General features: G+C 67.5%; 9 protein-coding genes. 5 read left to right on the top strand and 4 right to left on the bottom strand.

Annotated elements, in window-relative coordinates; translation table 11 throughout:
- The first annotated feature begins 11 nt into the window (after window positions 1-11).
- The 4 genes from uca to AB0M45_RS12635 all read left to right on the top strand — a co-directional run bounded on the left by uca (window position 12) and on the right by AB0M45_RS12635 (window position 7,352).
- Window positions 12-3,623, top strand: a complete 3,612-nt coding sequence (gene uca, locus AB0M45_RS12650) for an urea carboxylase (RefSeq protein WP_364326716.1) — start codon at window positions 12-14, stop codon at window positions 3,621-3,623.
- Window positions 3,624-5,348, top strand: coding sequence for an allophanate hydrolase (gene atzF, locus AB0M45_RS12645; RefSeq protein WP_364326713.1), 1,725 nt, complete (start codon window positions 3,624-3,626; stop codon window positions 5,346-5,348).
- 169 nt (window positions 5,349-5,517) lie between these two features.
- Window positions 5,518-6,753 (top strand): FAD-dependent monooxygenase, encoded by a 1,236-nt coding sequence (locus AB0M45_RS12640; protein ID WP_364326710.1) that lies wholly within the window; start codon window positions 5,518-5,520, stop codon window positions 6,751-6,753.
- A 44-nt stretch (window positions 6,754-6,797) separates the two neighbouring features.
- Window positions 6,798-7,352 (top strand): hypothetical protein, encoded by a 555-nt coding sequence (locus AB0M45_RS12635; protein WP_364326707.1) that lies wholly within the window; start codon window positions 6,798-6,800, stop codon window positions 7,350-7,352.
- A gap of 138 nt (window positions 7,353-7,490) precedes the next feature.
- Here AB0M45_RS12635 and AB0M45_RS12630 read toward each other — a convergent pair whose 3' ends face one another.
- Together AB0M45_RS12630 and AB0M45_RS12625 are read right to left on the bottom strand one after the other, a co-directional pair.
- The gene (locus AB0M45_RS12630) at window positions 7,491-8,081 is read right to left on the bottom strand and encodes a helix-turn-helix domain-containing protein (RefSeq protein WP_364326704.1); all 591 of its coding nucleotides are present in this window, start codon (window positions 8,079-8,081) and stop codon (window positions 7,491-7,493) included.
- Between the two features lie 70 nt (window positions 8,082-8,151).
- Window positions 8,152-9,378 carry a cytochrome P450 gene (locus tag AB0M45_RS12625; protein WP_364326700.1) on the bottom strand — a complete coding sequence of 409 codons (1,227 nt, stop codon included), beginning with the start codon at window positions 9,376-9,378 and terminating at the stop codon, window positions 8,152-8,154.
- Window positions 9,379-10,382: 1,004 nt separating this feature from the next.
- On the opposite strand from AB0M45_RS12625, the gene AB0M45_RS12620 reads away from it, so the two are divergent.
- Window positions 10,383-10,616 carry a hypothetical protein gene (locus AB0M45_RS12620; RefSeq protein ID WP_364326697.1) on the top strand — a complete coding sequence of 78 codons (234 nt, stop codon included), beginning with the start codon at window positions 10,383-10,385 and terminating at the stop codon, window positions 10,614-10,616.
- Window positions 10,617-11,030: 414 nt separating this feature from the next.
- Here the strand turns inward: AB0M45_RS12620 and AB0M45_RS12615 are convergent, their stop codons facing one another.
- Window positions 11,031-11,774: a glutamine amidotransferase gene (locus AB0M45_RS12615; RefSeq protein WP_364326694.1), complete on the bottom strand. Its 744-nt coding sequence runs from the start codon at window positions 11,772-11,774 to the stop codon at window positions 11,031-11,033.
- 321 nt (window positions 11,775-12,095) lie between these two features.
- Window positions 12,096-13,061: a helix-turn-helix domain-containing protein gene (locus tag AB0M45_RS12610; protein WP_364326691.1), complete on the bottom strand. Its 966-nt coding sequence runs from the start codon at window positions 13,059-13,061 to the stop codon at window positions 12,096-12,098.
- Window positions 13,062-13,130 lie beyond the last annotated feature (69 nt).

Below are 13,130 nucleotides of genomic sequence, written 5' to 3'. Positions count from 1 at the left end.
GGGGAGCAGAAGTGAGTCTGGAATTCGATACGGTCCTGGTAGCCAATCGCGGGGAGATCGCGTGCCGCATCATGCGCAGCGCAAGGGCGCTCGGCTTGAAGACGGTGGCCGTGTACTCCGATGCCGACATCGGGTCCGCGCACGTCGAAATGGCCGATGTAGCCGTGCATCTCGGGGCGAGCCCGGCGGCTGAGTCCTACCTGCGAGCCGACGCGGTGATCGAAGCGGCGCTGTCGACCGGTGCGGGGGCCATTCATCCCGGTTACGGATTTCTCTCGGAGAAAGCGGATTTCGCCACCGCGGTGGACGCGGCGGGGATCGGGTTCGTCGGGCCTACCCCGGAGCAGCTGCGCGTCTTCGGTGACAAACACACCGCTCGGGCGAGGGCGCGTGCGGTCGGCGTGCCGCTGATCCCGGGCAGCGACCTGCTCGATTCGGCCGATCACGCTGTCGCGGAGGCGGAGCGGATCGGCTTCCCCGTGATGCTGAAGGCGGTCGGTGGCGGTGGCGGCATCGGCATGCAGGCATGCTTCGGCCCGGACCAGCTGCGCGCCGCCTATCAGCGCGTGCAGCGCCTCGCGGCGGCGAACTTCAGCTCGACCGGTGCCTTCCTGGAACGTTTCGTGGCGCGGGCGCGGCACGTCGAGGTGCAGCTGTTCGGCGACGGCCGCGGCCGGGTCGTCAGTCTCGGCACCCGGGACTGCTCGCTGCAACGCCGCAACCAGAAGGTGATCGAGGAGGCGCCCGCTCCGGGACTCGGCACAGCGCTGACAGAGCGCTTGCTCGCCGCTTCGCGAGAACTCGGCCGATCGGTCGGCTACCGGTCGGCGGGGACGGTCGAGTTCGTCTACGACGCCGACCACGACACCGCCTCGTTCCTGGAGATGAACACCCGCTTGCAGGTCGAGCATCCGGTCACCGAAGCGGTCACTGGGGTCGACCTGGTCGAATGGATGCTGCGGCTGGCGGGCGGCGATACCTCGATGGTGGACGAACAGCCCGAGAGCGGGCCCGCCATCACCGGCCACGCGGTGGAGGCACGCGTCTACGCGGAGGACCCTGGCCACGATTACCGGCCGAGCGCGGGCCTGGTGACGTCCGCGCAGTTCCCGGCCGAGGTCCGGGTCGACACATGGGTCGGCACCGGCTCGGAGGTCAGCCCGTACTACGACCCACTGCTGGCCAAGGTGATCAGCTCCGCCGCGAACCGCGCGGACGCCTTCGCCACGTTGCGCACGGCGCTCGGCGCGACGCGCATCTATGGCGTGCAGACGAATCTGCCGCAACTACGTCAGGCGGCGGACGACGCCCGGGTTCTGCGCACCGAGCACACCACGACCACACTGGCCGAGATCCGCCCGGGCGGGCATCGCATCGACGTGCTGCGCGGCGGAACGATGACCACAGTGCAGGACTATCCGGGCCGAATCGGCTTGTGGGGGGTCGGCATTCCGCCGTCCGGCCCGATGGACGATCTCTCGTTCACCCTCGCCAACACCGCGGTCGGCAATCCGATCGGCGTCCCCGCGCTCGAATGCACCTTGCAGGGTCCGCAATTGCGCTTCGCCGACGCGACCATCGTGTGCGTAACCGGCGCGCCGGCCCCCGTGACGGTCGACGGCCGCCCAGCGGGCATGTGGGAGCCCATCACCGTGCCCGCCGGTGCCGTGCTCGATATCGGCGCGCCCACCGATACCGGGTTGCGCACCTATTTGGCGGTGCGCGGCGGTATCGACGCTCCGCTCTATCACGGCAGCGCCGCCACCTTCACGCTCGGCGGATTCGGCGGTGTCACCGGCAAGGCGATAGCCACCGGCGACGTACTCGGCATCGCCCGGATCACGGGCGACGCGCTCGGCTCGCCCGCCGCGGTGCCACCGGGCGATCGGCCGGAATTCACCCACGACTGGCGGCTCGCCGTCGGCGTGGGCCCGCAGACCGCCCCCGCGTACTTCACCGACGCCGACATGGCTCAGTTCTGCGCGCATCCGTGGCGGGTCGGCAGCCATACCAACCGCACCGGCATCCGCCTGGAGGGCCCCAAGCCGGCCTGGTCGCGCACCGATGGCGGCGAGGCCGGGCTGCACCCGTCCAATCTGCACGACAATCCCTACAGCGTCGGCGCGTTGAACGTCTCCGGCGACACGCCTATCCTGCTCGGTCCCGACGGCCCGAGTCTCGGCGGCTTCGCCTGCCCGCTGACGGTGGTGTCCGCGCATCGCTGGCGACTCGGCCAGCTCCGTCCCGGTGACACGGTGCGATTCGTGCCGGTCGACGACGACAAAGCGGCCGATCTGCGCTCCTCCAACAGCAGCCGCGTGCCCGACCTCCTCTCGGATTCCCTTACAGCCCTCGCTGATCGCGGCATCTTGGGTGGCGTCGATGCGTCTTCGGACCGCCCGCGCGTGCGCTACCTGCGCGGCGGGGACGACAACGTCCTGGTGGAATACGGCGAGATGGTGCTCGATCTCGGGTTGCGCATGCGGGTGCACGCGCTGGCCGAAGCACTCGCGGCCGCCGGGCTTCCCGGGATTCTCGACGTGACCCCCGGTGTCCGATCCCTGCACATCCATTTCGATCCCGCGGTGCTTCCGCAGTACCGGCTGCTCGGCACGCTGGCCGACCTCGAACTCGGGCTGCCGGCCACCACCGACCTGGTGGTGCCGAGCCGCACCATTCGGCTACCGCTGTCGTTCGACGACCCGTCCATCGCCGCGGCGATCGACCGCTACCGCAGCGGCGTGCGCGACACCGCGCCCTGGCTGCCGTCGAACGTGGAGTTCATTCGTCGGGTCAACGGGCTCGACAGCGTCGAGGACGTGCGCACCACCGTGTTCGACGCCGAATACCTGGTGCTGGGTCTGGGTGACGTGTATCTCGGTGCGCCGCTGGCGGTTCCGCTCGATCCGCGCCACCGCCTTGTCACCACCAAATACAACCCGGCCCGCACCTGGACGCCGTCCGACGCCGTCGGTATCGGCGGCAAGTACCTGTGCGTCTACGGGATGGCCTCGCCGGGCGGCTACCAGTTGATCGGCCGGACCGTGCCGATCTGGTCGAGCTACCGGCAGTCCGCGCCGTTCGAACCGGGCACGCCTTGGCTGTTCCGGTTCTTCGATCGCATCGTCTGGGAACCGGTGAGCCCGGGGCAACTGCTCGAGCACCGGGCGGCGGCCGAGGCGGGCCGGTTCGACGCGGAGGTGAGCGAAGGCAGCTTCGCCCTCGCCGACCATGTCCGGCTGCTGCGCACCGAGGCCGACTCCATCGCCGAGTTCGAAGCCAGGCAGGCCGCCGCGTTCGAGGCGGAGAAGGCGGCGTGGCGCGCGGCGGGCGAATTCGAACGCACCACCATCGCCCCCGTCGCGGCGCCGATCGCCGATGCGCTGGCCGGCCTTCCCGCGGACGCGACCGTCGTGACCGCACCGATGATCGGCAATGTCTGGCGGGTGGAAGTCGAAGCGGGACAACGGCTCACAGCTGGCGCGCCGGTCGCGGTGCTGGAGGCGATGAAACTCGAACTACCGGTGTACAGCCCCGGCGCCGGCACCGTGCTGAAGGTAGTGACCGCACCCGGCGCCAAGGTGGAACCGGGCACACCCCTAGTAGTGATCGGAGTCGACTGAATGCCCCCAGACGTCCTAGGCAGCACTGCGGCCGACCCCGTCGCACGAGTCGCCGCCGCCTATCGGCGGATAGCCGAGGTGGATCGTCCGGAGGTGTGGATCACGCTGCGGCCGGAAAGCGAGGTCGCCGCCGAAGCGGCCGTGGTCGCCGAGCGGCTCGCCGCCGGTGCGACCTTGCCGCTGGCCGGTGTGCTGGTGGCGGTGAAGGACAACATCGATGTGGCCGGTCTGCCGACGACCGCGGCCTGTCCCGAGTTCGCCTACACCCCGGAGGTGACCGCGGCGGCGATCGAGCGATTGATCGCGGCGGGCGGGCTCGTGCTCGGCAAGACGAACCTGGACCAATTCGCCACCGGGCTGGTCGGGACGCGCAGCCCGTACGGCCCGGTGCGCAACGCTCTCGACCCGGAGCTGGTGTCCGGCGGGTCGAGCTCGGGGTCCGCGGCGGCGGTGGCACTCGCCGTCGCGGACCTCGGTATCGGCACCGACACGGCGGGGTCCGGACGGGTGCCCGCCGCGCTGCACGGGATCGTCGGCATCAAGGCCACGTTGGGCGTCATCCCAGCGCACGGAACCGTGCCCGCCTGCGCAGATTACGACGCCGTCACGGTGTTCGCCGCCGACCTGGATCTGGCGGTGACCGCCGCGGCGGCGATGGCCGGGCCGGAGCCGCGGGACCCGCGCAGTCGGACCTGGCCCGCCGACGTCCGGCTGTCCGCCCCACTCGCGCCGCGCATCGCCGTGCCGCGTGCCGAGGACTTGGCCGCGCTCAGCGAGCCGTATCGAGAGGCATTCGCCCGCACCGTGGCCGGGGTCGCCGACACGGGCGCGAAAACCGAAGAGATCGACATCTCCGTCCTGCTCGACGCCGCGCTGCTGCTCTATGACGGCGCGATCGTGGCCGAACGCTACGCGGCGGTGGGCGCGTTCCTCGATGCCGCACCGGCGGGCGCCGATCCCACGGTCGCTGCCATTGTCGGCGCGGCACGGGAGAAGACCGGCCCGGCGTTCGCGGCCGACCTCGACGCGCTCGCCCGCGCCAAAGCGGCAGCCGCCGAACTGCTGCACGGCTTCGACGCCTTGCTGCTGCCCACCACTACCGAACACCCCAGTATTGCTGCCGTGCAATCGGATCCGATCGGGATCAACCGGCGGATGGGCACCTACACCAACTTCTGCAATCTGCTTGATATGGCCGCTGTCGCCATCCCGGGCGCACCGACCGCCGACGGGCCGTTCGGCGTCATGCTTGTCACTCCGGCCTTCACCGACCAAGTGGCCGTAGACCTGGCCGCTCGCCTACTCGGCCACGTAAGCGCGCCGCTGCTGGTCGATCGCGGCGTCGACCTCGCCGTCTTCGGCGCGCACCTGCGCGGGCAGCCGCTGCACTGGCAGCTCGAGCAACTCGGTGCCCGCTTCCTGGGCGAGATCCGGACCACCGACGCCTACCGCCTGACCGCGCTGGACACCACACCGCCCAAGCCGGGCCTGGTGCGTCACGGGACTGGCCTGGGCACACCGATCGCGGGGGAACTCTTCCGGTTATCCGAGGCCGGGCTCGGCCGCTTCCTCGCCGACCTCCCCGCTCCCATGGCGCTGACCAGCATCGACCTTGCCGACGGCCGCAGCGTTATCGGCTTCACCTGCACCCACGACGCCGCACGTACCGCCATCGACATCACCCACCACGCCAGCTGGCGAACCTACCTCCACCACCGCGCATAACCCCCACGAGTGGCACATGGTGGTGCAATCCTCTCGGGCTTCCCCGCGACCATGTGTCACTCGTTCCCATGCCCGTGGATTTAGACGTTTGTTCTAGACAAGTGTGCCAGAGTCGTGTTAGACATATGTCTGAGACGTTTGGATAATCCAGTGGGAGTCGAGGGAAGTCATGCGTGCCAAGTCCGTAACCAGCCAGCTCCGAGTGCTCGTCGCCGGTGGCGGCATCGGTGGTAATGCCGTTGCGCTGCAACTGCTCCGGTCCGGTATCCGGGCCACCGTCGTGGAGCGGGCCGCGGTGCCGCGGCCGGGCGGGCAAGCCGTCGACCTGCGCGGGCCGAGCTGCGAGGTGGCCGAGCGAATGGGGATGATGCCGGGTATCCGTGACTATCGACTCGACGAGCGCGGCATGAAGTACGTCGACGACGCGGGCCGCGAGATCCTGCGCATGCCCGCCGAGCTTTTCGAGGGCAAGGGCGCGGTCGCTGAAATCGAGATCACCCGTGGGGATTTGAATCAGGTTCTGCTAAATCTGCTCTCCGCCGAGGGCGGCGTCGACTACCGGTACGGGGAGTGGATCACCGCGCTCGAGCAAGACGACGCGGGCATCGACGTGACCTTCGCCTCCGGCACCATCGAGCGATTCGACATCGTGATCGGCGCGGACGGGTTGCATTCCGCGACCCGCCGTATGGTGTTCGGCCCGGAGGAACAGTTCGCCACCTACCTGGGCGGATACATGTCCTTCTGCACGCTGCCGCGGCCGGAAGACCTAGAGCCACATTGGTTTACGATGCACTCGCTGGTCGGCGCCACCGGCTTGGGCATGCGCCCCGATGCCGACCCCGGCACCTGCAAAGCGCTCGTCGTGATTCGCGCCGAGGCGAATCCCGCACTGCGCCGGGATGTCGAAGCCCAGCAGCAGTTCATTCGCGAGCGACTGGCCGGTGGCGGCTGGGAATCCGCCCGCATCGCCGCCGCGATGGCCGACGCACCGGACTTCTACTTCGACGAGCTGGCGCGCATCGACATGCCGAGCTGGGTCCGGGGCCGGGTGGTGCTACTCGGCGACGCGGGCTACTGCGGCTCGCCGCTGACCGGACAGGGGACGGCCATGGCGCTGGTCGGTGCGTACGTCCTCGCCGGCGAGATCGCAGCGGACACCGCCGATCCGAAAGGTGGCTTGGCCCGCTACGAAGAGGTGCTGCGCCCCTTCGTGAAAACGGCGCAGCAGTTGCAGCCGGGCGGGCTGAATGCCATGACGCCCAAGTCTCGCTTCGGCATTCGCGCGGGGCACCTGGTCAGCAAGCTGATGATGTCGAAGGCGATGCGGCCGGTCATGATGCGGATGCTCAGCAAGACCGAGTCCTACGACATACCCGACTACTCAGGGGTGACCGTTGCCTAGTGTGTCGCGTTCGGAAAGGTTGATGCGGTAACCGGCGATCCGAGGTGGCGGCCGCAAGCCGGCCCCTATCGCGCGGCGCAGCAGGCCGATTCCTGGGCGCGGGGTATTCCGCGGGGGAGATGGCGCGATTCAACTACGACACCACCCAGTCGAACAAGGACATCGCGCTGGAGGTGAAAGCGCAGGCCGATGCGCTGCGCGCGAAAACCGGTGCCGCCAAGGTCGACATCATCACCCACTCGATGGGCGGCCTCAACAGCCGCTGGTACCTGAAGAAGCTCGACGGCCTCGAGTTCGTCGACGACTGGGTCTCCATTGCCGGCCCCAATCACGGCACCGACACCGCCAACGGATGCCTCGACGCCTCCTGCGTGGAGATGCGGCCCGGCTCAGCCTTCCTGGCCGAACTCAACAGCGGCGATGAAACCCCCGGCCTGGTGAACTACGGCACCTGGTGGTCACCGTGCGACGAGATCATCAATCCCGATGAGAGCACCATTCTCAGCGGTGCCGGCAACACCCGGACGCTGTGCATCGGCCATATCGCGCTGCTGTCGCCGTCGACGGTCTTCGAGGGCGTGCGCGACTTTGTGAAGTAGTCGGCTCAGCCCCAGCCCGGCCCCGTCTCGCATCCGCGAGGCGGGGCCGAATCCCTTGGTCCGATTCTCAGCGACGTTATCCCGACCCGCCACGGTGACCTCGATTGCCTTGCCGGGCTGAACCGCCTTGTTTCTCCGTCAGTCGATCACCATCCGGCTGTCGAGCAAGAAAGGCAGCACGAAGGTGCCCAGCACGGCGCGTTCCTCGTCTTCGCCCGCGCCGGGCAAGGTCAGCAGCGACACCATCGCGCGTACCACCCACTGGCCCACACGCTTGGCCGCGGTCGCGGACAACTCGGGACGGAATCCCGCGACGAAGTCGGTGGCGAGCGCGTCGACCACACCCGGCGAATTCGCCAGCTGGGCAACGATTCCCGCGTTGGCCGGTGCGAACCAGACCGCCAGATGCGGCGTCTTGCGCACCTCGGCGAGTAGCGCGGTCAACGTATCGAGCAGCTGCTCCTCCGGCTTCGCGCTCGCCGAAACCGCCCGTTCCCGCCATACCCGCTGGACCAGTTGACGCGCCTCGCGCCCTGCGAAGGCGACGTAGAGCGCCTGCCGATTCTCGAAGTAGCGGTACAGCGTCGCCCTGGAACAGCCCGCCGCCTCGGCGACTTCGGCCATTCCCACTCCGCTGACCCCTTTGTCGATGAACAGCGCGCGGACCGCGTCGAGGATGCGCTCACCGGCCAGCTCGGCGCGGCCGTCGGCCAGCCAATCACCACTCATGTGGTCCCCTTTCCGGCACGATCGGAGCGCTCCGCGGTCGCACTCCGCTGCCGCCTCCTCGCCTGACCGCTCATGCCGCGCACCGGAACGGCACGGTGGTCGGCCTGCGGACGTAGGGACCGTTCGCGTACTCGACCGCGTCGATGTCGACCACGTACCTGGGAAACCTGTCGAGCAGTTCCTCGAGCGCGACACGGGCCTGCATTCGGGCGGCGGCCGCGCCGAGGCAGTGATGCGGCCCATGCCCGAACGTGAGGATGCGCTGCGGATTCCGGTCGATGTCGAGGGTCGCGGCGTCGGCGCCGAATGCCTGCTCGTCCCGGTTGGCGGAGCCGAATACCAGCAGAACTTTGCGCCCGCCGGGCACCGTCTTTCCGGCCAGCTCCACGTCATGTGTGGTGGATCGTGCCAGCCCCTGCACCGGCGAGGTCAGCCGGGCGAATTCCTCCACCGCGATGCGAATCCGGTCCGGGTCGGTGGCGAGGGCGGCACGCTGGTCCGGATGCTGTTGCAGCAGTTGCACCGCGCCGCCCAGCAGCCCCGTCGTGGTGTCGTTTCCGCCCGCGACCATGGTCCAGGTGTAGGCCAGGATTTGCACCAGGCCGCGCACATCCGTGTCGTCGGCGGCCATCCCCGCTTGGACGAGTAGCGACACGGTGTCGTCCTCGGGATCGGTTCGGCGCCGCTTGATCAGCTCGGCGAAGTACCCCATCATCTCGGCCGACGCCGCTCGAGCTCGCGTGTTCGTGCGGTCGATGCTGCCCGCGACGACAGCATCGGTCCACCCGTCGAACCGCGCCCGGTCCTGCGCGGGCACGCCGAGGTAGTGCGCCACGACCATGCTGGGCAGCGGCTTGAACAGCTGCTTCACGATGTCGCCGCCACCATGGCCCGCTATGTCGTCCAGCCGATCGCGCACGAATCGGCGGACCACCGGTTCGACCTCCTCCACCTGGCGCGGCGTGAACCCGCGGGCGACCAGTTTGCGAAAGTCAGTGTGCCGCGGCGGATCCTGCATCACCAGCGGCGGATCGTCGGTCAGACCGAGTTCGTCGAGTTCGCCGTATTCCACGGTGAGTCCGTCGCGTGAGGAGTACGTCGCGCTGTCGCGCGCCGCCGCGTACACGTGCTCGTGCCGGGTGAGCACCCAGTAGTCGTTCTCCGGTCGCGCGGCCGGAACGACGTGATGCACCGGGTCCTGCTCGCGCAGCACGGCGTACATCTCCCACGGCGACGCCCACGTGGACCCGGAACGAAGTTCGAAAACGGGAGACGTCCGATACGCAACGTTCACCATGCATCGAACGTAAGACAAAATATCTAATCTGTCTAGAACGGGTTCCAGATTGCTCGGCCGGGCCGATCACGCTCACCATCCGCCCGGCCGCCCTTTCTCGCGTCGGGTCCGGTGGCGCACACACCCGTGGGTTACCTTCGGCAGCAACAACGACCGTATCGTTGCCGGTCAGCTCCAGGAAGAGCCAGCGCGAGCGACCGCTCCGCACCCCATGTCCGCCGGGCCGGCCACCCCTCGTAGACCGGCCCGGCGGGACCACCTCCGCGGTCGGGCCTGTCACCCCTCGAGACAGGCCGTTCCCCGGTTCCCACCCGGTGGTTGTTTGCTCCCTGCGAGACAAAGAATGCAAGTGCGAGCTTGGCGCACCCTTAAGAAGACCTTGCAAGATCAAATCCGCAGGTAGCTGAGCGTTATCAAGTGGTGACGCGGCAACCCGCTACCGCACGGCCACCGATCGCGGGATGATGGAGACCAGTGCGCCAAAGAGATTGGGAGCGACGATGGAAACCGTGTTGGTCTGGATTCTGGCCAGCCTGCTCTACTGGTGGGGCCTGCTGTAAATGAACGAACCTGGCCGCCCACCCGGCCAGGTCTACTACAACCGTCGCATAGCTTCCCGCTCGAAGACTGCGCCGACAGGTGCCGCCCTGACCGGGCCACTGTTCTCCCATCTGCCCGGGTGTCCGGGCAATGGCGTGACCGTTCGGTGCCTTGCGATCGCCACCATGACGGAATCCGTCACATCGAGCGCTTTACGTGTCGAATCCCGGCTTATGCCCCGCGGAACGGGTCGCGGCGTGCGCCGTGGATCCATACTCGGTCGCAACCGTTCCAAGAAGGAGTGAGAGACGCTGACCGTCCTGCCCATCAGGTACGTCTCGAATGTGGAAGCGTGCCGTAAGTTCTACGCCGGCCTCGGGCTCGCTTTCGATGCGAACGCGAGTCTCGATGTCTGGGCGCAACTTTCGGCCGATGCAGGGGCCGTCGGATTGCACGACTTCAGGGTGTCGAAGGGACGCCCGGCCGGATCGGTCGAACTCGGGTTCGCGACCGACGAAAAGCTGGAAGTGGTCGGCAGCCGATTGCGCGAGCAGGGCTACGACTACGAGATCTTCGACGAGGACTTCGGTCGCAGCCTGCGGGTGGTCGATCCGGACGGCGTGACACTCCAGATCCAAGAGATCGACATGGACGTCGCCAGGGCGTCCGCGTCGGCCTTGTCGGCGCGGAACGAGTAACACCCGGTCCACCCCGGCGCAGTGGCGAGCGTCATGAATTCGCGGCGGAATAGGTTCCGGTGACTGGTGGTTGAAGCCCCTGTCGGCGTCCGGACAGCCCCGGGCCGCACCCTTCGTCGCTTCGAGCGACCACTCGCCGAGAGGCGCTGGTGGGACGTCGACCCGAGTCGTGACGTTGGCGTGGCGTCCGGCAACTGAGCGCCGTCAGGTCTCGCGACCTGGCGGCGTTTTGTCTACGCCGGTCGACACACGTCGGGTGCCGGAACGCCACCTTGCGCGGCGGCGACGTGGAGCCCTGGCGGACTAGCTGGTCATATGCGTCGTGACCACCGGCGCGACCCGGGCGATCAGCTCCTCGACCGATTCCGAGGCGATCGGCTCGACACCGCCGTGAAATGTCACCCTCTCGCCCGACTATCCGGTTCGGTACCGGGCGACGAACCGGCGCAGTATCTCGCCGGGAACGGGTACAGATTCTTGGTGGCCGAGGGCCGTCAAGTGCGCGGCCTCGTCCGGCTCGAAATAACCTGCGTCACGATAGGTTTCGATACGAAGCGCCAATCCCTTGCTATCCAATTCAGGATGGAACTGAGTCGCGTAGATATTCTGCCCGACCCGGATCATCTGCACCGGGCACCCCGCCGACTCGGCCAGCAGCACCGCGCCCGGTGGCACCTCTTGGCAAGCTTCCTTGTGCCCGACGAACGCCCGGAACGAACGCGGAATACCGTTCAGCAGAGGGTCTTCGGCGCCGCCATCGGTCAGGATCATCTTTTGCGCACCAGCTTTTTCAGCGTAGCGCCTGTCGCTCACCTCACCGCCCAATACAACGGCCAGGATGCCCAATCCATAGCAGGCGCCGAAATATGGAAAGTCCCTGGCGATGACCTCGGTGACCATCTGCCCCAGTTTCGGCTCGAACCGTTTTTGGTAATCGTATTTCTGCTCGAGGGGATAACTGACATTACTCGGACCGCCACCCACAATGACAGCCGAGAAATTGTCCAAATCAATATCAGGCAATCCCTGGTCCATATGCATTCGCACCAGCTTGCCGGTATCGAGATGGGAAAAGCGCAGCACGGCGCGGTACTCGTCGTCCGCCGCCTCTCGCTCGGGCCGCAACTGCAACAACAGATAGGGCTTGGCTGCGCTCACGTCACCTCCTCGGCCTAACGGGACATTCCCGCCGAAGTCGTGCAGCCCGGTGTCCCGCCCTGGCGCGACAACCGAGTTCCCGACCTGACCACCATCAGCTCGGCAAGTCGGAATCACCCACATGCGCTATGCCGACACGCGATGCTCGACGCTCTGCAGATGGATGTTAACGGACAATCCTCCACCGCATCGCGCATGGCACGCACCGGCGTTCCCTCCCTCGGAATCCTCGCTACCGGCGCGATCGCCTGATCGGCGTCGACCTCGATGCGGTGGTGCCAGAACTCGACTTCTCGGCTGGCGAGCAGGTGTGCCTTTCCGTCACCGGGCTCGCCATTCCCCGGATCGTCCTTTGAAAAGGCGGCGATACCTTCCGGGACTGATCCCGACATGGCGGTTGAAGACGGCACGGGTGTTGGCCGGGCTGCCGAGCCCGACGCGGTATCCGATTTGGTCTACGGGGAGTTCCGTGGTTTCCAGGAGTTCGCGAGCCCGGTCGATGCGGGCGGCGGCGATCCAGGCACCGGTCGAGGTTCCCGTCTCGTCGCGGAACCGCCGGACGAAGGTCCGTCGCGACAGGTGTGATCGGCGAGCAAGCTCATCGATCGTGTGCGGATGATCCAGGTTTCTCAGCATCCAGGCTCGTGTTTCCTCGAGGGTGCCGGAGGTGGCGGTGGGTAGGAACTGGCGTGTGTATTGCGCTTGACCTCCTTCGCGTACCGGCGGCGCGACAAGATCGCGGGCACGCTCGTTGGCGACGGCAGCGCCGAAGTCCTTGCGGATGATGTGCAAGCACAGATCGATCCCGCTGGTGACGCCCGCCGAGGTCAGCACGTCGCCATCGTCGACGAAGAGCCGATCGGGTTGAACCTCGATGTCCGGGTATCTGCTCTGGAGCAAGGCTGCGGCGCGCCAGTGCGTCGTTGCCGGCCGGTTGGTCAGCACCCCTGCGGCGGCCAAGGCGAAAGCCCCGGTGCAGATCGATACCAGCCGCGCGCCACCCGAATGCGCCTGACCGAGGACGTCGGTAAGTGGATCCGGCGGTAGGTGGTCGAACCCGGCGTAACCGGGCATCACGATCGTGTCGGCATCAGCCAAGGCATCCAGCGTGATCGTCTCACTTGATTGCCAGGGAACCCAGGTGGCGGCACTACTCGATGCCGGGCACACGACAAGGTCGTAGTTGGGGTCGGAACCGAATACATCGATCGGAATCGCGGCGTCGAGCATGACGACCTTGTCTGGCACTACCACGGCGACGCGCCGTTTCCCCGCCCCCGCTGACATGGCCCGATCGTAGCGTTTCGCGGCACCAGGGCCACTCCCGCAATCGTAAGCGTCGAAATAGCCTGGCTT

Source organism: Nocardia sp. NPDC051787, assembly GCF_040681325.1.
Classification (GTDB): domain Bacteria; phylum Actinomycetota; class Actinomycetes; order Mycobacteriales; family Mycobacteriaceae; genus Nocardia.
This window is presented reverse-complemented; position numbering and strand designations above follow the sequence as displayed.